General features: G+C 70.1%; 16 protein-coding genes. 8 read left to right on the top strand and 8 right to left on the bottom strand.

The window, feature by feature from the left end; all coding sequences use genetic code 11:
• Positions 1-215: 215 nt before the first annotated feature.
• Positions 216-1,274, top strand: coding sequence for an FAD-dependent oxidoreductase (locus KXC43_RS02725; RefSeq protein WP_221374242.1), 1,059 nt, complete (start codon positions 216-218; stop codon positions 1,272-1,274).
• On the opposite strand, the gene KXC43_RS02720 is transcribed toward KXC43_RS02725, so the two are convergent.
• The gene (locus tag KXC43_RS02720) at positions 1,228-1,773 is read right to left on the bottom strand and encodes a PPOX class F420-dependent oxidoreductase (protein WP_221374241.1); all 546 of its coding nucleotides are present in this window, start codon (positions 1,771-1,773) and stop codon (positions 1,228-1,230) included. The two genes, KXC43_RS02725 and KXC43_RS02720, sit on opposite strands and share 47 nt — an antisense overlap.
• A gap of 75 nt (positions 1,774-1,848) precedes the next feature.
• Here KXC43_RS02720 and KXC43_RS02715 point away from each other — a divergent pair, with 75 nt between their 5' ends.
• Positions 1,849-2,268, top strand: coding sequence for a Fur family transcriptional regulator (locus KXC43_RS02715; RefSeq protein ID WP_308128938.1), 420 nt, complete (start codon positions 1,849-1,851; stop codon positions 2,266-2,268).
• The gene (gene katG, locus KXC43_RS02710; protein ID WP_221374240.1) at positions 2,268-4,502 is read left to right on the top strand and encodes a catalase/peroxidase HPI; all 2,235 of its coding nucleotides are present in this window, start codon (positions 2,268-2,270) and stop codon (positions 4,500-4,502) included. Before KXC43_RS02715 ends, katG begins: the two co-directional genes overlap by 1 nt.
• Positions 4,503-4,551: 49 nt before the next feature.
• On the opposite strand, the gene KXC43_RS02705 is transcribed toward katG, so the two are convergent.
• Positions 4,552-4,944, bottom strand: coding sequence for a DUF6188 family protein (locus KXC43_RS02705; protein ID WP_221374239.1), 393 nt, complete (start codon positions 4,942-4,944; stop codon positions 4,552-4,554).
• A 275-nt stretch (positions 4,945-5,219) separates the two neighbouring features.
• Between KXC43_RS02705 and KXC43_RS02700 the strand changes: the two genes are divergently transcribed.
• From KXC43_RS02700 to KXC43_RS02680, 5 genes are all read left to right on the top strand, one after another.
• Positions 5,220-7,214, top strand: coding sequence for a bifunctional copper resistance protein CopD/cytochrome c oxidase assembly protein (locus KXC43_RS02700; protein ID WP_221374238.1), 1,995 nt, complete (start codon positions 5,220-5,222; stop codon positions 7,212-7,214).
• Positions 7,215-7,266: 52 nt separating this feature from the next.
• Complete coding sequence (locus KXC43_RS02695; RefSeq protein WP_221374237.1) at positions 7,267-7,815, top strand: copper chaperone PCu(A)C; 549 nt, start codon at positions 7,267-7,269, stop codon at positions 7,813-7,815.
• Positions 7,812-8,981 carry a Dyp-type peroxidase gene (locus tag KXC43_RS02690; RefSeq protein WP_221374236.1) on the top strand — a complete coding sequence of 390 codons (1,170 nt, stop codon included), beginning with the start codon at positions 7,812-7,814 and terminating at the stop codon, positions 8,979-8,981. The genes KXC43_RS02695 and KXC43_RS02690 overlap by 4 nt, the downstream gene beginning before the upstream one ends.
• On the top strand, positions 8,978-9,481 hold the full coding sequence (locus KXC43_RS02685) for a copper resistance CopC family protein (RefSeq protein ID WP_221374235.1): 504 nt from the start codon (positions 8,978-8,980) through the stop codon (positions 9,479-9,481). The genes KXC43_RS02690 and KXC43_RS02685 overlap by 4 nt, the downstream gene beginning before the upstream one ends.
• A gap of 349 nt (positions 9,482-9,830) precedes the next feature.
• The gene (locus KXC43_RS02680; RefSeq protein WP_221374234.1) at positions 9,831-10,013 is read left to right on the top strand and encodes a hypothetical protein; all 183 of its coding nucleotides are present in this window, start codon (positions 9,831-9,833) and stop codon (positions 10,011-10,013) included.
• Here the strand turns inward: KXC43_RS02680 and KXC43_RS02675 are convergent.
• The 6 genes from KXC43_RS02675 to KXC43_RS02650 all read right to left on the bottom strand — a co-directional run bounded on the left by KXC43_RS02675 (position 9,987) and on the right by KXC43_RS02650 (position 20,362).
• Positions 9,987-11,678: a hypothetical protein gene (locus KXC43_RS02675; RefSeq protein WP_221374233.1), complete on the bottom strand. Its 1,692-nt coding sequence runs from the start codon at positions 11,676-11,678 to the stop codon at positions 9,987-9,989. The two genes, KXC43_RS02680 and KXC43_RS02675, sit on opposite strands and share 27 nt — an antisense overlap.
• Before the next feature lie 853 nt (positions 11,679-12,531).
• On the bottom strand, positions 12,532-15,477 hold the full coding sequence (locus KXC43_RS02670) for a 3-keto-alpha-glucoside-1,2-lyase-like domain-containing protein (RefSeq protein WP_221374232.1): 2,946 nt from the start codon (positions 15,475-15,477) through the stop codon (positions 12,532-12,534).
• A 166-nt stretch (positions 15,478-15,643) separates the two neighbouring features.
• Positions 15,644-17,596 carry a LysM peptidoglycan-binding domain-containing protein gene (locus KXC43_RS02665; RefSeq protein ID WP_221374231.1) on the bottom strand — a complete coding sequence of 651 codons (1,953 nt, stop codon included), beginning with the start codon at positions 17,594-17,596 and terminating at the stop codon, positions 15,644-15,646.
• A 128-nt stretch (positions 17,597-17,724) separates the two neighbouring features.
• Positions 17,725-18,696, bottom strand: a complete 972-nt coding sequence (locus KXC43_RS02660) for an aldo/keto reductase (protein WP_221374230.1) — start codon at positions 18,694-18,696, stop codon at positions 17,725-17,727.
• Between the two features lie 77 nt (positions 18,697-18,773).
• On the bottom strand, positions 18,774-19,466 hold the full coding sequence (locus KXC43_RS02655) for an esterase family protein (RefSeq protein ID WP_308128937.1): 693 nt from the start codon (positions 19,464-19,466) through the stop codon (positions 18,774-18,776).
• 98 nt (positions 19,467-19,564) lie between these two features.
• Positions 19,565-20,362: an alpha/beta fold hydrolase gene (locus KXC43_RS02650; protein ID WP_221374228.1), complete on the bottom strand. Its 798-nt coding sequence runs from the start codon at positions 20,360-20,362 to the stop codon at positions 19,565-19,567.
• Between the last annotated feature and the right edge of the window lie 65 nt (positions 20,363-20,427).

The following is a 20,427-nucleotide window of genomic DNA, read 5'->3' as shown; positions in this document are numbered from 1 at the left end:
TGACGCTATCAAAGCGATCACCGGATGATCAGTTGCGCGTAATCAGCCGTTCATCTACGGCGACCGATTTGCCGTGTTGGTAAGGGATGTGAAGAAACTTCGGCACGTTCGGTCGATCTGGATGGTCTGATCGGACGAGAACGTGCCGGGAATAGGTGGTCCCTCGACAGATGTTCTCCTCGCGCGGCGGTTTCCACAGCAAGGAGAGCGACACCATGACCGACAGATCAGCGACTGTCGTGGTCATCGGAGGCGGCCAGTCCGGGCTTTCCGCCGCCTATCATCTGCGCCGGCGTGGTCTTGATCACGTCGTCCTGGACGCCGAGCCCGCGCCGGGCGGCGCGTGGCGCCATCGCTGGGAATCGCTGCGGATGGCCACCGTGAACGGCATCTTCGACCTGCCCGGCCTGCCCCAGGATCCGCCCGACCCGGCCGAACCGAGCCGGGTGGCCGTTCCGCGGTACTTCGCCGAGTTCGAGCGCAAGTTCGATCCGCCGATCCTGCGCCCGGTACGGGTCACCGCGGTCCGCCGGGGGGATCCCGGCCTGATCGTCGAGACCGACCGCGGCCGCTGGACGACCCGGGCAGTCATCAATGCCACCGGAACCTGGACCAACCCGGTGCGCCCGCGTTATCCGGGCCAGGAGAGCTTCCAGGGCCTCCAGCTGCACACGTACGACTATGTGTCGGCCGATCAGCTGGCCGGCCGCAGGGTCGCGGTCGTCGGCGGCGGCATCTCGGCCCTGCAGCTGCTCGAGGAGATCTCCCGGGTCGCCAAGACCTTCTGGTACACCCGGCGCGAGCCCTGGTTCCGCACGGACGGCTTCCAGCCCGAGGGGGCCGGCCGCGAAACCATCGCCAAGGTGGTCGCCGACGTCGAGGCGGGCCGCCCCTCCGGCAGCGTCGTCTCGTACACCGGGCTCGCCTGGACCCCGTACGCCCTGGAAGCGAAACGACGCGGCGCGCTCGAACGGCGTCCCATGTTCACCGCGATCGAACCGACCGGCGTGCGCGAGGCCGACGGCACCTTCACGAGCGTCGACGCCATCGTGTGGGCCACCGGATTCAAGGCCGCCCTGTCCCACCTCGACCCGCTGGGACTGCGCAACGAGCTCGGCGGCATCCGGATGCTGGGCACCCAGGTGGCCGACGAGCCCCGCGTGCACCTCATCGGCTTCGGCCCGTCCCAGTCGACGGTCGGCGCCAACCGGGCCGGCCGCGACGCGGTCAACGCCATCGCCAAGCGGCTGGCGCACCACCCGGCGGCAATCTGATTTCCCGTACGCGGGAAGGGCCGGGCCCGCCGTCGCCGGCGAGCCCGGCCCTCGCGTTCCCCGCCGCTGCGTTCACCCGCGCATGGACTGGCCATAGACATGCTCGACGCAGAACCAGCAGGACGCGACGGTCGGACACCATGACCTCCCGGTACTCCCGCCAGTCCGGGTGCTCACCGGCGGCCCGCCGGTAGTAGTCGACCAGGGCGTCGACCTCGGGACCGTCCGGGTCGTCGCCCGGGCCGATCAGCTCGACCGTGCCCTCGGCGGTGGCCCAGGCCCAGCCCTCGGGGTGGGTCACCTCGAGGGCGGCCCGCGGATCACGCCGTACGTTGGCCGTCTTGGCCCGGCCCTCGGTGACCGAGACCGAGATCGTGCCGGCCTCCCGGTCGTAGAACGGGGTGACGGGGGAGAGCTGCGGCAGGCCGCTCGACTTGATGGTGGCCAGCACGCCCAGGCGGCTCTCGGCCAGCAGCGACCGGGGATCGAAGTCAGTCATGCCCCATTCTCCATCCCGCAACCCCACCGTTCCTAAACTTGATTTGTTCCAATCTAGGGGTCTAGGGTTCTGCGGGTGATGGTCGACTTCGAGGCACAGCTCCGGGGCGCCTCGTTGCGGGTGACGAGGCCGCGGCTCGCGGTTCTCGCCGCTCTGCACGACCATCCGCACGTCGATACCGACACGGTGATCGCGCTCGTCCGCGCCGATCAGCCCAAGGTCTCCCACCAGGCGATCTACGATGTGCTGCGGGCGCTCACCGAAGCCGGGCTGGTGCGCCGCATCCAGCCCGCCGGCGCGACCGCCCGCTACGAGTCGCGCGTGGCCGACAACCATCACCACGTCGTGTGCCGCTCCTGCGGCGCCATCGCCGACGTCGAGTGCGTCGTCGGTCATGCCCCATGTCTCACCGCCTCGAACAATCACGGCTTCGTGATCGACGAGGCGGAAGTCGTTTACTGGGGCGTCTGCCCCGACTGTTCGGAAGGAAACTGATGAGCGACATTGACCCCAAGGGCGCAGGCTGTCCGGTCGCGCACGACTCCGTGACCGCGCACGGCAGTGAGAGCGAGAACCCGGCGATCGACTCGCCGACTCCGAAGACCGGTGGCCGTCCGCGCACCAACCGCGACTGGTGGCCCAACCAGCTCGACCTGTCGGTGCTGCACGCCCACTCGTCCAAGGCCAACCCGCTCGGTCCCTCGTTCGAGTACGCGAAGGAGTTCGCCAAGCTCGACGTCGAGGCGCTCAAGAGCGACATCGTCGACGTGCTCACCACCTCGCAGGACTGGTGGCCGGCCGACTTCGGCCACTACGGCGGCCTGATGATCCGGATGAGCTGGCACGCGGCCGGCACCTACCGCATCCAGGACGGCCGCGGTGGCGCCGGCGACGGCGGTCAGCGGTTCGCCCCGCTCAACAGCTGGCCCGACAACGCCAACCTCGACAAGGCGCGCCGCCTGCTGTGGCCGGTGAAGCAGAAGTACGGCCAGAAGATCTCGTGGGCCGACCTGCTGGTGCTGGCGGGCAACGTGGCCATGGAGTCGATGGGCTTCAAGACCTTCGGCTTCGGCTTCGGCCGGGTCGACACCTGGGAGCCGGAGGAGATCTTCTGGGGTCCCGAGGACACCTGGCTGGGCGACGAGCGCTACGTCTCCGAGCAGTCGATGTCCGAGGGCGTCGGCGCGACCGAGATGGGCCTCATCTACGTCAACCCCGAGGGCCCCCGCGGCAGCGCCAACCCGCTGGCCGCAGCGCACTTCATCCGCGAGACGTTCGCCCGCATGGCCATGAACGACGAGGAGACCGTCGCCCTCATCGCCGGCGGCCACACCTTCGGCAAGACCCACGGCGCGGCCCCGGCCGACAACCACATCGGCCCCGAGCCCGAGGGCGCCCCGATCGAGGCGCAGGGCCTGGGCTGGCTGAGCACGCACGGCACCGGCAAGGGCAAGGACACCATCACCAGCGGGCTCGAGGTCACCTGGACCGACAAGCCGACACAGTGGAGCAACCGCTTCTTCGAGATCCTCTTCGGGTACGACTGGGAGCTCACCACCAGCCCGGCCGGCGCCAAGCAATACGTGGCCAAGACGACCGACGAGATCATCCCGGACCCGTACGACCCGGACAAGAAGCACAAGCCGACGATGCTGACGACCGACCTGGCGCTGCGCGTCGACCCGGTCTACGAGAAGATCTCGCGCCGCTTCCTCGAGAACCCCGATGAGTTCGCGCAGGCGTACGCCAAGGCCTGGTACAAGCTGCTGCACCGCGACATGGGCCCGGTCAGCCGCTTCCTCGGCCCGTGGGTGCCCGAGGCGCAGCTCTGGCAGGACCCGGTTCCCGCCGTCGAGGGCCCGCTCGTGTCGGACGCTGACGTCGAGTCCCTCAAGGCCAAGGTGCTCGAGTCCGGCCTCACGGTCGAGCAGCTGGTCTCCGCCGCCTGGGCGTCGGCCGCCAGCTTCCGCTCCACCGACAAGCGCGGTGGCGCCAACGGCGCCCGCATCGCCCTCGAGCCGCAGCGCAGCTGGGAGGTCAACCAGGGCGTCACGCCGACGATCGACGCGCTCAAGGGCATCCAGCAGGAGTTCAACGCGGCCGGCGGCGCCCAGGTCTCGCTGGCCGACCTGATCGTGCTGGCCGGCTCGGCCGCGGTCGAGAAGGCGGCGGCCGACGGCGGCGTCAAGGTGACCGTGCCGTTCCGCCCGGGCCGCACCGACGCCACCCAGGAGCAGACCGACGTCGAGGCGTTCCGCGTCCTCGAGCCGCGCGCCGACGGTTTCCGCAACTACCTGCGCCCGGGCGAGAAGACCCAGCCCGAGGTGCTGCTCGTCGACCGCGCCTACATGCTCAACCTGACCGCGCCCGAGATGACCGTGCTGCTCGGCGGTCTGCGCGCCCTCGGCAACAACTTCGGCGGCGCGCGGCACGGCGTCCTCACCGACCAGCCGGGCAAGCTCACCAACGACTTCTTCGCCAACCTGCTTTCCCCCGGCACCCGGTGGACGGCGTCGAAGACCGAGGAGCACGTGTACGAGATCCGCGACCTCGCCACCGACGAGGTGAAGTGGACCGCCACGGCGGTCGACCTCATCGTCGGCTCGAACTCGCAGCTGCGGGCCCTGGCCGAGGTCTACGCGAGCGACGACGCCCGCGAGAAGTTCGTGGCCGACTTCGTGGCCGCGTGGACGAAGGTCATGGAGCTCGACCGCTTCGACCTCGTCTGAAAAGTTCCGCAGTACGAGGCCCGGCCGGTGCACCGGCCGGGCCTCGCGCCTATCGTGCCTCGCGTCGGATGACCACCTTGGACGGCCCTTCGGTCCAGGCCGCCACCTCGCCCCCGGGCAGGCAGACGACCAGGCAGCCGTCCTCGCTCGCCACGGCCCACGACTCGGCGTCCTCGTCGGGACCGACCGCCAGTTCCGGGCCGCCCTCGAAGACGAGCGTCAGCTCACCGCTGTCGCGCACTGCGGCCGTACGCACGACGTCGCCGAGCACCGTGCCGAGCGCGTCCGAGGGGCGGTAGCCGGGCTCGACCTCGGCCCGTCCGTCCGGCCCGTCCAGCCGGGCCACCGTCTCGATCACCACCCGGCTGCCGCCCGAGAAGCCCAGCACGAGAGCCGGCCCGAGCTGCACGTAGTCCAGCCTCTGCCCGGCGAGCAGACCCACTGCTTCCGCTCCCTGCGGACACCGTCCGGCGACTGCGGCTGGCACCATGACAAACCTCGATCAGCTCGTATCGATCAGCGACCGCAGGAACGTAACGCGCGCTCTCATAAAGGATCCTTAAAGGCGTCGAAAAGGCGGTGGAAAATCGACGGGGAAAACAGTAAACAATACTTCCCGTTAAATCGATCGATATTCCCCGATCAATGACGGGGTGGCATGTTGATTTTCCGGCGCCGCCGGGGAACTTCGGCGGCGGCTGCGGCGACTGATGGGCTGTGCGGAAAGGTCTGGTAGGAGCGGGCGCGGCGGCTGTCCTCGCGTTGGTGGCGGCGTTGCGGTTCGGCGGGGCGGTCGACGACACGGTGCTGCCGGGTATCCCGAGCCCCGGGCCGGTCACCGAATGGGCCCTGCCGGTGCTCACGATGGTGGCCACCGTGCTCGGCGTGCTCACCGTCGGGCTCAGCGTCACCGCGGCCTTCCTGCTGCCGGGCGACGGCCGCAGCGTCGCCGCGCACGGCTGGGTGCTGTTGCGACGCGTGACCTGGCTGGCTCTGCTGTGGGCGGCCACCTCGGCCGCCCTGGTCGTCCTCACCGTGTCGGACGTGCTGGGCCTGCCGGTCGACCGCCTGGGCCGCTCGTCCATTCTGAGCTTCGCGCTCTCGGTCTCGCAGGGGCAGTCCCTGATGTGGCAGGCCGGCCTGGCGATCGCGGTGGCTGTGGCTTCCCGGGCCGGGTTGTCCCGCGGCGTCGCCGCCGTGACGGCCGGCCTCGCCCTGGGCGCCGTGCTGCCGCCCGCCTTCACCGGCCACTCGGCGGGCGCGGGCAACCACCAGCTGGCGGTGAGCAGCCTGGCCCTGCACGTCGTGGCGGCGTCGCTCTGGGTGGGCGGTCTGACCGGCCTCCTTCTCGTACGCCGCCATCGCCGCTTCGGTGAGACGGCGGCGCGCTACAGCCGGCTCGCGCTGGCCTGTTTCGTGGCGACGGCGATCAGTGGGGTCGTCAACGCGGGAATCCGGCTCGGCGACTGGCCGGCGCTCTGGTCCTCCCGGTACGGGGCACTGGTGCTGCTCAAGGCGGTCGCGCTGCTCGCCGTGGGGGCGATCGGCGCTGCTCATCGCGCCCGCACGCTACCCGCGCTGCGATCCGGCACTCCGTGGGCTTTCGTACGACTGGGCGTCGGCGAACTGATCGTGCTGGCCGCCGCCGTCGGCCTGTCGGTCGCGCTCTCGCGCAGCCCCACGCCGGTGCCCGAGACCGCGGTGGAGCCCGACCCGCTCGTCGAACTGCTCGGCTTCGCCCAGCCGGGACCGCCCACCGCCGTACGCATGCTCGCGGACCCGCTGCCGGACATGTTCTTCCTGACCGTGGTCGTCGCCGGCATCCTCGCCTACCTCGCGGGCGTGCGCCGCATGCGCCGTGCCGGCCACCCGTGGCCGGTGAGCCGCACCGCCTCGTGGATCGGCGGCCTGCTGCTGCTGGGCGCGATCACCGGCCTCGGCGTGGCGCGATACGCGTACGTCCTCTTCAGCGCCCACATGGTGCAGCACATGGTGTTGTCGATGGTGGTGCCGATCCTGCTGGTCGGCGGCGCACCCGTGACGCTGGCGCTGCGCGCCCTGCGTCGCCCGGCCGACCCGCAGGTGCGCGGCGCCCGCGAATGGCTGCTGCTGGCACTGCACAGCCGTCCCGCGCGCGTCCTCAGCCATCCGCTGGTCGCCCTCGGCATCTATGTGACCAGCCTCTACGGCCTCTACCTGGGTGGGCTGCTCGGCACGTTGATGCGGTACCACCTGGGCCACCTCGCCATGCTGACGCACTTCGTGCTGGCCGGTTACCTGCTGTTCTGGGTGCTCATCGGCGTCGATCCGGGCCGCCGCCGCGTGCACCCCGCGCTGCTCGTCGTCGTGCACTTCCTGGCCATGGTGGCGCACGCCTTCTTCGGCTTCGTGCTGCTCCAGTCCACAACGGTCATCGCCGACGACTGGTACACCGCCGTCCACCCGCCCTGGGCCTCCTCCCTGCTGGCCGACCAGCACCTGGGAGCCGGGCTGGCCTGGGCCTTCGGCGAGCTCCCGGCCGCGGCGATCCTTCTTCTTCTCGTACGCCAGTGGATCCGTTCCGACGAACGCGAGCAGGCCCGCCTCGACCGTGCCGCCGACCGGGCCGAAGCCACCGGCGCGGACGACGATCTGGCCCGCTACAACGCGTTCCTCGCCGCCACCCGGCCCGGCTCGTCCACCATGCCCGAGCACCATGCTGACAATTCATGAAATTTCCCGCCACAGCGGGAACTATTCGTGGGCGGTCGCCGACCTATGCAGCATGCGAACCAACGTTCTCCGCGCGGCTGCCGCGCTGGCTGTGGCCACCCTCGGGCTTGCCGGCTGCGGCGGCAGCGGCAGTGACGCCGCGGCGCCCGCCCCGGCTCCCTCGGCCACCGCGACGGCCACCACTCTGACCATGAAGGACCCGTGGGTGAAGGCCGGTCCGGCGGGCGAGATGACCGCGGCCTTCGGCACGATCGTCAACGACACCGACGCCGACATCACGGTCACGTCGGCCGAGTCCCCGGCCTCACCGCTCGAGCTGCACGAGATGACCATGAAGGACGGCAAGATGGTCATGCAGCCCAAGGCGGGCGGCTTCGTCATCAAGGCCAAGGGCGACCACGAGCTCGCACCCGGCGGCGACCACCTCATGCTCATGAAGCCCGCGAAGGCCATCGAGCCCGGCGACGAGGTGACGTTCACGCTGAAGCTGGCCGGCGGCCAGACAGTGCCGTTCACGGCGATCGCGAAGCCGTTCGCGGGTGCGGGGGAGAGCTACGACCCCGGCCACTCGATGGCGCCGATGGGCAGCGCCGCTCCGTGACCTCGCGCCGACACCTGCTCACCGGGGCCGCGGCGGCCGGCCTCGGTGCGGCGGCGGGCGCCGGCCTGACCGCCGTGGCCGGCGCGGACAATGTCGTGCCGGCGGCGGCGGTCGAGCCGCTGACCACCGGCACGGCCACCGTCCCGTTCCACGGGCCGCGTCAGGCCGGGATCGCCGAGGATCCGCCCGCGCACGCCGCGTTCGTGGCGTTCACGCTGCCGGCCGGCACCGACCGGCGGGCCCTGGCCCGGATGATGCGGCTGCTCACCGACGACGCCCGCCGCCTGACCCAGGGCGTTCCCGCGCTGGGTGACACCGACGCGACCCTCGCCCCGCTGCCGTCCCGCCTGACGGTCACCTTCGGTCTCGGCCCGGGCCTCTACCGCGCCGCGGGGCTGAAGGCGCCCGTCGCCGACCTCCCCGAGTTCCGCATCGATCGCCTCGAACGGCGCTGGTCCGGTGGCGACCTGCTGCTCCAGATCTGCGCCGACGATCCGCTGACCGTCGCCCACACCCAGCGCATGCTCATCAAGGACACCCGCCCGTTCGCCGCCGTCCGCTGGGTGCAGCAGGGATTCCGGCGCAGCCCCGGCGTGCAGGCCCCCGAGCACACCCAGCGCAACGTGATGGGCCAGCTCGACGGCACGGCCAACCCGCGCGGCGCCGAGATCGACCCCGCGGTCTGGAACGCCGACGGCTCGACGACGCTCGTGGTGCGCCGGGTCCGGGCCGAGATGGAGACGTGGGACATCCTCTCGGTCGCCGACAAGGAGAACGCCGTCGGCCGCCGCCTCGACTCCGGCGCACCGCTGAGCGGCGCCCAGGAGCACGACGAGCCCGACTTCACCAAGCTCGACGCCTCCGGCCTGCCCGCGATGCCGGACTTCTCCCACGTCACCCGGGCCCACGTCACCGACCCGGCGCTGAAGATCCTGCGCCGGCCGTACAACTACGACGGCGCGCCCAACGCTGCCGGCCGGCCCGATTCGGGACTCATCTTCGCGTCGTACCAGAAGGACATCGCCCGCCAGTTCGTGCCGATCCAGCAGCGCCTGGCCGAGAAGGACCTCCTCAACGAGTGGATCACCCCGATCGGCTCGGCCGTGTTCGCCGTGCCGCCCGGCTGCGACGAGGACGGCTGGATCGGCGAGCAGGTGCTCGGATGAGGCGCCTGCTGCTCTCGGCGGCCGTCTTCGTCGCGGTGCTGGCCCCTAGCGCTCCCGCCTGGGCCCACGCCCAGCTCGTCAAGGCTGTCCCGGCCCGGGACGCCGCCCTGCCGAGCGCGCCGTCGACCGTCGAGCTCACCTTCAGCGAAGACCTCAACCCCGAGTTCACGACGATCGTGGTCAGCGACGTGGCCCGGCAGCGGGTGCCCGCGTCGGCCCCGGCCGTCGACGGCCCGTCCGGCACGCTGACGCTGGGCCGGCCCCTGAACGACGGCGCCTACACGGTGGCCTACCGCGTGGTGTCGGCCGACGGCCACACCGTCCAGGGCTCGTACGGTTTCACCGTGGGGGACCCCACCCCACCCGTAGCCGCCCCGGCTCCCGGATCCGCCGGTATACCACCGGCCGTCCTCATAGGACTCGGCGGACTCGGTGTGGTGCTCGCCGGTGCCGCCGCCTACCTCTATCTCTCCGGAAAGCGACGGCGCATGACGACGTGACCAGGTGACGACGACTCGGTTCACCATGGATTCCGGGCCCGCTGCGAGCCGGCCCCGAACGGTTCCGGCCCATGTGACCTCCTGACCGCAGCGGCGGACCTCGGCCACCCAACGTGCCCGTTGCCGATTCCGGCAGCACCTCCGATCCGGGGCAGCCGCTTCACTTCACGTCGCCGTCCGCCCGGCATTCGCAGCGACCATTGGCATGCCATCGGACGGTTGTGGCTGTTCCCCGCTCGCGTGGGTGTGGCGGCGAGGGCGGAGCACGACGACATCGTCAACGGCACAACCAACGCCGCCGGAAAGGCCCGCGCTCGCCGACGGCGACTGCCCGGCGACATTGCTGGCGGTGCACACCTATGACGCGCAGCTCACGGTGGGGGCGGCGCAGCCGCTGCTGGCCGAGAAGGCGGCGTGTGACGCGCTCGGCTTCCCGCCGCCCGGTGGTGGAGTCGCCGCCGGGCGGCGCGCTGCGGGCCGCCGCCGGCCGCCGATGACGCACTGGTCAGCCGGCCGCCGGCGGGGTTGGTAGCAGGCCGCAGGCGGCGGCCAGCGCGTCGGCGTCGGACCGGTCGCCGTGGCGGGCCAGAGCGGCCGCGAGGTGACGGGCGATCAGCGCGGCCTCGGGCTCGTCGGTCGCCTTCTCGAGGAGGATGCCGAGGGTGTCGAAGTCGCCTGTCCGGGCTGCCGCCTCGGCCAGCCAACCGGTCAGCCGGCCGGGGAGGCGGTTGGGCAGGAACCGGTCGATCAGCCGGGCGGCCGTCGCACGACCGGCGGGGCCGAGAAGGACAGCGGGGGCGGAACTCAGCGGTGGCGGGTACGCCGACAACGCCGCGACCATGCCGAAGACCTCGGCGAAGAGATCAGGGTCGTGCTCGGGCATGCCGGCCTTCGCGGCGGCCGAGATCAGGTGTCCCGCGGAGACAAGGTGCCGCCGGTCGGGCGCCGCCGCCGACACGGCGCGCAGAATGGCCGCACCCTCGCCCACCTGGCCGATCTCGATCAGCCCCGCCGCCAGGCCGATGTCGGCCTGCGCCGGGTCATGGGGGACCAGCCTCGCCCGGAACGCTGCCGCGCGCGTGCCGAGGAGCTCGGCGCGCAGGGCCGGACCGGCGAGCACGAACACGCCGTGAAGCAAGGCAGCGATCCGCAGTGACAGCTCGTAGGGCCGCAGATGCGCCGTCTCCAACGCGTCGAGAACGGCTCGCAGTCGCTCGTCGGTGACCAGCTCGGGCCGCCGGCCGAGCCGTTGCACGATCTCTGCCGCCAGGTCGATGGGGGCGGACGACGCGAACGGTCGGCCGCACATCTTGGACAGCTCGGTCAGCGCCTCGTCGACCCGGCCGAACCCGAGAAGAATCAAGGCCAGGTGGTGCTGGTGGGCCAGCTGCTGGTGGCGTTCGCGGCCGCCCTTGGGGCAAGCACGGAATGCAGCCACCACGGCCGTCGTCTCGCGCTCGCCGGTCACGACCTCGGCCACGGCCAGCAACGCCCGCTGCCGGACGAACGGCTGCAGCCGGGCGGCCAGCTCCAGGGCTTCCTTCGTCCGGCCGGCCTCGGCGAGGGCTCGCGCCAGGGGCGCTGCCTCGGCGGTGTCGGTCTCGGCGTCCATCTCGCCGCAGCGCCGGTCGATCTCGGCGAGACCGAGCGGGGCGAACAGGCCCGCCGCCGCGGCCAGCCGGGGACGGTCGGCCGCGCCGAGGATCGACGCCCAGAGATCCAGCCGCTCCGGTTCGCCGGGATGCGCCTCGGCCAGCGCGCCCACAACCGCGGCGACGCGGTGCATCCGCTCGCGGTGGGGGCCGTACTCCGGCCGATCCTCGTACTCCTCCACCACGAGCACCGCCCGCAGCAGCGCCTCCTCGGCCTCGTCCGACCCCGCGGCGAGGTGGGCGAACCCGCCGGCCAGCTCTGGCCTGCCGGCGATCGCCGTGGTGACCCGGTTGTTGTCGATCGCGGCGGCCAGTACGGACCGCGCCCGGTCAGCGGGGAGGCGGCGGGCTATCTCGGGCAGGGTAGTGGGCGACGGGCCGGCCTGCAGCACGGCGATCAGCTGCTTGGTGGCAGCGGCTGGATCGCCGCTGCCGATCAGCGCCTCGGCCCAGGCGGTTTGTTCGTCGGGCGACGCTGCCGGAGCGTCGTCGACGGCGAACCGATCGAGGATCTTGAGGGCGGAATCGACGACAGCTGAACTCATGCGGCGGATGATAGTGACGGCCCCCGACAGAATCGCCGATGCGCGCAGCGACGGCCCTGGGTTCCGACGTCACCGTTTGGCGCGCTCCCGCTGTCCGGGTTGACGCGCTCCCGCTGTCCGGGTTGAAAGGCCAACCCTGGGGCTCCGCCCCAGACCCCGACCGCTCGAGAAGATCAATGAACTTCCTACTGCGAGGCTTGGCTGATCTCCCCGGGACGGCGGCCAGAGCGAATCGCAAGATGAGGGGACCCGCAACCAAACCCCAGTTGCGGGTCCCCTCATCTCACGATGAGCTAAGGCTGCCGCCCCGGGGAGATCAGCCAAGCCAAGGCCCAACCCATGCCCGGGCGACGGCCCAACAACCGTGGGCGCCGACCCTGCGCCCCCATGCCCACCAACCAGCCGGGGCCCGCGCACCATGCCGAAACCTCAGGCGGCCGCCCCGACAACAAGCGGCCGCGCGTAGGTAGCTCTCCCCCCTGCAAGGAGTCATACCCCCACCACCCACTGTCCTTTGTCCACCCGGCCGCGCAAGCGGCACGGTGCGAACGCGCACCCCACCACCCAGCCCGGCCTGAGTGAGGGAAAGTCCTGGTTTCATCCCCAACGCGGAAGCCAGACCACCGACCCGCACGGGTTCCCCCCAGCCCAGCCCGGCACCCAGAGAAGCGCCGACCACTCACTCACCGCAAGGTGAAACCCCCGCAAGGATGGGGCCGAGAGTGACCACGCCAGGCGTAGTTGCTCTTCAGCCTGGCGTGGTCACTCTCGGCCCCATCCGTCCAAGCGCAAGAAAGCCACACAAACAAACTTCCCGGCGGCCGAAAACGACCGCCGGGAAGCCAGTCACAACTTAGGCAGGCTCAATCCAGATATTCCGATACTGCACCTTGTTCCCGTGATCCTGAAGCCGAATGGCTCCCGTGGAAGGCCCCTCCGGGATGTTCCCCCCAGTCCCGTTGGGAAGCTCGACATCACGATGCACAACACGACCATTCCAAACAACCGAAACGCGAGCATTAGACGATTTGGCTCCAGCATCGTCATACCTGGCGGCGCGGAACGTGATGTCGTAGGTTTGCCAGGTTTCGGGCGCGGTGGACATGTTGGCGTCCGGGGCCTTGATGGTGTAGAACGCGCCGGCTTCGTTGTTGGCGAGGGTGGTGTCACCGAACGAGTCGAGGATCTGAAGCTCGTATCTTTCCTGCTGGTAGACGCCGCTGTTGCCGCGGTTCTGGCCGGTCACGTCCGGGGGCAGCAGCGGGACCTTGAATTCCACGTGCAGTTTGTAGTCGCCGAAGGCTTCCTTGGTGCGCAGGTCGCCGCAGCAGACTTCTACCGCGTTGCCGGCTACTGCGGGCCACTGTGACTTCCGGCCGTCGGTGTGGATCCAGTTGTCCAGGCCCTTGCCGTCGAACAGGGTGATTCTCTTGCTGGGCTTGCGGACGCTGAGCAGGTCGAGGTTGACGTGGCCGCTGTCGAGGGCGTCGACCCGGTACTGGATCGCGTTCACGCCCTTCCTGAGGGTCAGCTTCTCGGTTACTGTCGCCCATTCTTCCCAGGTCACCGTGGAGGGCAGCGACACCTGCTTCACCTTTTTGCCGTTCACGTGGACGCTGATCGTCTTGGTGCCGGCCGACGGGTTGGGGCCGTTGGAGTAGCGCAGGCCGACGTCGTACTCGCCGGCCTTGTCCACCGTCACGTGGCTGGTGGTGGCGGCGTTGAGGTTGCCGAGGCCGGCCACGAAGCCGATGCCGGAGAAGCCCCTGTGGTCCGTCGCCAGGGCCGCGCTGCCCTCGCGGTAGCCCTCCTCAGCCTCGTAGAAGACCCGCTGCGGCTGCGGGCCGGGCTTCTCGTTCATCGTGTACCAGGCTTCGGTGCTCCACAGGGTCTCGCCGTCCCGGGCGCTGAACGGGCGCGGGGAACGCAGGTGCACCACGCGGTCGCTGCGCAGGCCGGGCACTGTGAGCGTGACCGTCTTCTTGTCGCTGGAGACCTTGGCCGCTGTTACTGCCAGCGCCTCGCGGTCGACCTCGGGGCCGCCGTATTGGGCGGTCGGCACGTAACGCCACTGCTCGAGGGCGTACGCGGAAGGCAGTTTGGCGATCGTGTCGTCGGACAGGGGCTTGGTGTACTCGATTTTGAAGCCGGTCTCGGTGGCTTTCATGGTCTTCATGTCGAAGACGAGTTTGCCGTTGGGGGTGAGCTTCTGGAGGCCGAAGCGCAGCTTGCCGTCCTGGCCCCAGTTGCCGTCTGCGCCGAGGCCGCCCAGGTAGATGGCGCCGTCCGGTCCAAGGGCGACCCGGTTGATGCCGGCCTCGAGGCCCTGCGTGTGCCGGAAGACCGCGCCCTGTTCCTGGCCGTTCACCGTTTCGAGCGCCGCCCGCTGCAGGCCGCCGTAGGTGACGTCGCCGATGACGAGCTGGCCCTGGAACGGGCCGGACCTGAGCAGCACGGGGGTGCTGGGGGAGTTCGCGATCTGGTTCTGCGGCAGCCACAGGACGGGCTTGGTCGGCGGCTGGGCGTCGTACCTGCCGTCGGGGTTGGTGTAGTGGTTGTAGAAGGCGCCCTCTTCGATTTTGAGCAGCTTCGAGGAGGGGAGCCAGCCGCCCTGGTTGTCGGTGACGTAGAGGTCGCCGTCGGCGCCCCAGCCGAGGCCGTTCGGGGTGCGCAGGCCGCCCGCGACTGTCGTCACGTCGCCGGTTCTGCGGTTGACCACGATGCTGGTGCCGCGGCCGCCGACGGGTTGCGGGTCGGTCGTGGCGCCGCCCAGGTTGATCGACACCGACAGGTTGACGTAGAAGTTGCCGCCCTTGTAGAGCAGGCCGAACGCGAACTCGTGGAAGTTGCCGCCGAACGGCCACACGGCGACCGTGCGCCGGGTGTCGAGCACATCGTCGCGGTCGGTGTCGCGCAGCTCGGTCAGTTCGTGCTTCTGCGTCACGTACACCAGGCCGTCGACCACCGCGACGCCCATCGGCTCCTTGAGGTTGCCGGCGATCTTCTTGTACGTCACCTTGTCCGGCCCGGTCGTGCCGGAGGTGCCCGAGACCAGGTAGACCTCGCCGGCCACCTTGTCCGTGCCGCCCCACGTGCTCAGCACCATCTTGCCGTCGGGCCGCCACGCGATGCCGGTGACCTGCGGCTCGAAGCCCGGCGGGCGCAGGTTGGTGAGGGTGTAACCGGGGTTGACCGCGGTCAGCGGCAGGCCGTCGCCCGGGGCGTCCGTGCCGGCGACGCATTCCTTGGTGCCGGGGGCGGTCACCCGCACCACGCCGGCGTCCGTGCTGAGCGCGCTGGTCGGCACCACGGCGAACTCGCCGGCGCCGGGCGGGCGCCACGACAGTGTCAGGCGCTGGCCGCCGTCGCGGTCGAAGTGTTCGACCCGCAGGGCGTGCACGCCCGCGGACAGTTCGACCGTGCCTTCCTTGGGCGGCTCGACGTCGTGCGGACCGTCGTGGTCGACGACGAGCTTGTCGTCGATGAACAGCTTCGACCCGTCGTCGCTGACGAGCCGGAAGGTATAGGAACCCGCGGCGGGCGCGGTGAGATTGGCGATCGCGTGCGTCACGAACTGGTTGTCCAGCCCGAACTGTTCGGTGGTGGACCAGTCCACGGTGGGCATGAGTTTGTCCACATTGGGGGTTTGGCCGGGCTTGAGCTCGCAGACCCGGCTCATCTGCTGCCCGATGTGGTAGGTCCGGAGCGTGACGCCCGGTTCCTGGGGCGGGTCAGCCGCGTAGGCGGGCGCCGCGGCGAAGGTGGAGACGAGCAGTGCGGCCAGCAAGATACGTTTCATCGCGCTCCCCGGTTACCGGTTCTATTCAACGTTGTGAACATCCTGGGTCACTTCTGCCGGGGCGTCCATATCTTTCTATGTTTCAATCCCAACTTTTGTTCGTCTGGGCAAAAGCGACGGACCAAGCCGGGTGGCGGCTTGGTCCGTCGGGCTGTGGTGCGCGGGGTCAGGCAGCGGGCAGGATCAGCACCTGGCCTGCGATGATGCGGTCGGGGTTGGTCAGAATGGCGCGGTTCAGGGCGAAGATCTCCGGCCAGCGGTCGGCGTCGCCCAGCTTGTCGGCGGCGATGCCGCTCAGGGTGTCGCCGCGCTGGACCGTGTGCAGGCGCGGGATGTCACCGACCGGCTGCCGCGGCGGCAGTACGAAGACCTGGCCCGCGAAGATGCGGTCGGGGTCGCGGATCAGGGCCTGGTTCAGCGCGTAGATCTGCGGCCAGCGGTCGCCGTCGCCCAGCTTCGCCTCGGCGATGCCGAAGAGGGTGTCGCCGGCCTGCACCGTGTGGGTCGCGGGAGCGACGCCCCCGGCCAGGACGCCGGCCAGGCGCAGGATGTCGGCCAGCTCGAACGCGCCGGGCTTGGCCGACGGCAGCGACGGCGTCCAGCCGGGCTGGGCCAGGATCGAGTCGGGGCTGCGGCGCACCAGGCCGACGAGCACCTCGGCGATGAGCGTGCTGCCGACCGGGCCGAGACGGTTGCCGTTGCCCAGCACCTTGGCCTCGGCCAGGACGTAGTACCAGAGCGGCGTACGGAACTGGAACCCGCCCGCCTCCAGCGCGAGACGCTGGTCCTCGCCGCCGGCCTCGAGGATCTCGTCCTTGGTGAGCACCTGGGCGCCGATGTGCTCGGCGACCGCCTGGCCGGTGGGCAGGCGCAACCGGTAGCCGCGCAGCAGGTTGCGTACGGCGAGGCGGGCGGCCAGGTCGGGCTGCTCCGGCTGGCCGGTCACATCCTGCAGCGCGAACAGCGCCTGGAACCGGTTGTTCTTGAACGCGGCCAGGCTGGGATCGAGCAGGCGGGCCAGGCTGATGTTCGGGTCGTCGCCGATGATGTTCTCCCACTGGATGATCCAGTTCTCCGGGAGCGTCTCGAAGTCGCCGAGGCCGTCGCTCAGCGCGGTGAAGGTGAAGAGCAGGTCGAGCGTCGCCGGGATCCCCCCGCGCAGGTTGAAGTTGTCGTTGAAGTGGTAGGCGAAGCGCACCATCGAGTGGCCGAAGCGGTAGCCGGCGACCGAGAACTCCAGCGGCATGAACGACGGCTCGCTCAGCGGGTCGAACCAGCGGTTGCCGTTGGCGACGATGTCGTCCACGACGGCCGGGTCGGCCACCCGCTTGAGGAAGTCCTGAATCACCACGTACTGGTAGTGCTGGCGCAGCACCCGGCGGGCCTGATCGAACGAGAGCCCCTGGTCGACCAGCGCGTTGTGGGCCCGCAGGAAAGCGGTGTGCAGCTGGCCGATGATGGTGTTCTCGTCGTTGCGCGGGTCGCCGATCACGGCCGCGCGGTCGTGGTCGATGTTGCCGGGGCTGCGGCCCTCGCGGGGCAGGTCGTGGAAGTCGTCGCCGGCCTTGCTGTCGGGACGTTTGCCGGGCGGGGTGGTCGAGTTGGTCGTCGACACCGTGCCGACCAGCATCTTGTTGCCGTCGGCGGGGTCGCGCGGGGCCGGCAGCCCGTACACGCTGTCGAGGTCGAGCGCCGGCGTGCGCTGGTTGAGCAGGGCGTTGCGGATGGCGGCCACGCCCAGCGGGACCATCGCCGGGTCGAGCAGCTGGGCCATGGTGGCCGAGCCGAAGCCCTGCTGGATCTCGAGCGTGATGTCGTGGTCGACGAACTGCCCGAAGTAGGTGTATGCGGCCGGGATGTCGCTGTCCTGGCCCACCACGTCCGTGTCGACCATGGCGTTGCCGAGGTCCTTCAGCAGGGCCGGGGTGTTGGCCGCCGGTGGCAGCAGATTGGCCTCATCGTCCTGCAGGCCGGGGAACAGGAAGTCGAAGCTGTGACCCTCGACCGGCCGGACCAGCGAGAATGCGCCTGCGCTGGTGGCGGCGGCCTGGGCGAGATTTCGTTCTGCGGTCTCGAGATCGTTCTGCGTGATCGACTTTCCGTGTCCGAGTCGCGGCATGGTCACTTCCCCCTGTGACGAGATGACTGACGGCTGCGGTCACGTTAAGTAGTCGATGCGCCCGAGGCAGGCAGAAAACCGACACTGACGGATCAGCTGCACTTATCGTCATCTTGCCGTCGGGGACCTCAGTAGCCCGAGGGCAGTCGCGGGGTGTAGTGCTCCTCGAGTGCAGTGACCTCGTCGTCGGTCAGTTCGAGATCGAGGGCCGCGACCGCGTCGGTCAGGTGGTGGGGCTTGGTGGGGCCGACGATCGGCGCGTCGACGACCGGGTTGTGCAGCACCCAGGCCAGCGCCACCTGGGCCATCGGCACGCCCCGGGCCTCGGCGACCCGGCGGACGGCCTCGACGATGGGCCTGTTCTCATCGCCCTCGTACCGGGCGTGCAGCGGGTCGACCTTGGCCCGCTGAGTGCTCCGCTCGTCCCACGGGCGGGCCAGGCGCCCCTTGGCCAGCGGGCTCCACGGGATCGAGCCGACGCCTTGGTCGGCCAGCAGGCCGAACATCTCGCGCTCCTCCTCGCGCTGCACGAGGCTGTACTGGTTCTGCATCGACACGAACCTGGTCCAGCCGCCGAGGTCGGCCGCGTGCTGCAGCTTCGCGAACTGCCAGGCCCACATGGACGAGGCGCCGAGATAGCGGACCTTGCCCGAGCGGACCACGTCGTGCAGCGTCTCCATCGTCTCCTCGACCGGGGTCTCGGGGTCGAAACGATGGATCTGGTACAGGTCGACGTAGTCGGTGCCGAGGCGGGCGAGCGACGCGTCGATGTTCTCCAGAATCGCCTTGCGGGACAGCCCGGAGCCGCCGGGCCCGTCGTGGAGCCCGAAGAACACCTTGGTGGCCAGCACGATCGAGTCGCGGTCGGTGTACTTGCGCAGGGCCCGGCCGACGATCTCCTCGGAGCTGCCGGCGCTGTAGATGTTGGCCGTGTCCCAGAACGTGACGCCGAGCTCGATGGCCTGCCGGAACAGCGGCTCGGCCGCCTCGTCGCCGAGGGACCACTGGTTGGTGCCCCGGTCGGGCAGGCCGAAGCTCATGCACCCGAGCGCGATCCGGCTGACCTTGAGACCCGAGCTGCCCAGACGTGTGTATTCCATGTTCTCAACCTATGCCCGTCCGGTGCGGGCCGCGCGGCCCGCACCGGAGAGGGTCTCAGGGCTCAGAAATCGTCCGCTCAGGGTAGATGGGCATCGATGTGTTTCGCCAGCTGGGCGCGCCACGACGGCCAGTCGTGCGGCGTGTCGGCGCCCCACAGGTCGTACTCGTGCCGGATGCCTTTGACCGCAAGCAGTTCGGCCATCCGGGGCGTCGACGCGAGCGCGCCGGTGGTGTCCTCCCACTGGCCCTGGCCGCAGACCAGCAGGATCGACAGCCGCTCGCGGAGCCAGTCCAGGTGGTCGCCGTGCAGGTGGGCGACGTAGTCGGCCGGATTGTTGAAGTAGACGGCGTCGCCCCGTTCGCCCCAGCCGTTCCAGGTGCCCGGGTCGTAGTTCCCCGAGAAGCACAGTGCCGTCGGAAACAGGTCGGCTCGGCGGAAGGCGAAGTTCAAGGCGTGGTACGCGCCCAGCGAGCACCCGATCGCGCCGAGCTCCGTCTCGTCGCCGCTGTCGGCGCGCACGTGCGGCACGACGCTCTCCAGGATCCAGGTCTCGTAGCCCGCGTGCATCCGCGCCCGTTCCTCGAGCGGCAGGTGGTGGGCCGACCACGTGCCCGCGTCGAACGAGTCGACGCAGTACAGCTTGAGCCGCCCGGCCTCGATCAGCGGCTCGACGGTTTCCACCATGCCGTTCGCGGCCCACTCCCACGCGTTGCCGCCCTCGGTGGGAAACACGATCATCGGCCGGCCCCAGTGACCGTAGGCAGCCACGGTCCCGCTCGCACCGTTCGAAGCTTCCAGCTCTACGGAGTAGTGGCGCATGAATGACCAGTCTGCCGCACCGGTCGGCATCCGCATGCCGGTCCGCGTCAGGTCCTGATGAACGCCAGCAGGTCGGTGTTGATGGTGTCGGCCTGGGTGGTCGGCATGCCGTGCGGGAAACCGGCGTACGTCTTCAGGGCGCCGTTCCTCACGAGATCGGCCGTCCTAGGCGCGGTCCCGGCGTACGGGACGATCTGGTCGTCGTCACCGTGCATCACCAGCACCGGGACGGTGATCTTCTCGAGGTCCCCGGTGTAGTCGGCGCCGAAAGTGGCGATGCAGTCGTACTGGGCCTTCGCGCTCCCCACCATGCCCTGACGCCACCAGTTCTGCACGACTGCTTCGGACAGCCCGGCGCCGGGCCGGTCGAAGCCGTAGAAGGGTCCGGACGCCACGCCCCGGTAGAAGTCCGAGCGGTTCGCGGCCAACTGGGCCCGCATTCCGTCGAAGACCTCGGGCGGCAACGGCACCCCGGGCGTGATCGAGCTGATCAGGGCGATCTTGGCGACGCGGCTCTCGCCGTGCCGGCTGAGGTAGCGGACCACCTCGCCGCCGCCGGCCGAGTGTCCGACGTGAATCGCGTCACGGAGATCCAGGTGTGCGGTCAGGGCGGCCAGATCGTCCGCGTAGTGATCCATGTCATGGCCGCCGGACACCTGGGCCGAGCGGCCGTGCCCGCGCCGGTCGTGAGCGATCACCCGGAAGCCCTGGGCCAGGAAGAACAGCATCTGGTTGTCCCAGTCGTCGGCCGACAGCGGCCACCCGTGGCTGAAGACGATCGGCTGCCCCGCGCCCCAGTCCTTATAGAAGATCTCTGTGCCGTCCGTGCTTGTCAGAGTCGTCATGGGGGCAAGCTAGGCGGCCCCACTGAACGATCAGTTGATTCGGTTCGCAGGCAACTGCCAGGCAC

Source organism: Paractinoplanes polyasparticus, from assembly GCF_019710575.1.
Lineage (GTDB): Bacteria > Actinomycetota > Actinomycetes > Mycobacteriales > Micromonosporaceae > Actinoplanes > Actinoplanes polyasparticus.
Note: the sequence above shows the minus strand (reverse complement) of the source record. Positions and strands in the feature narration are given on the sequence as shown.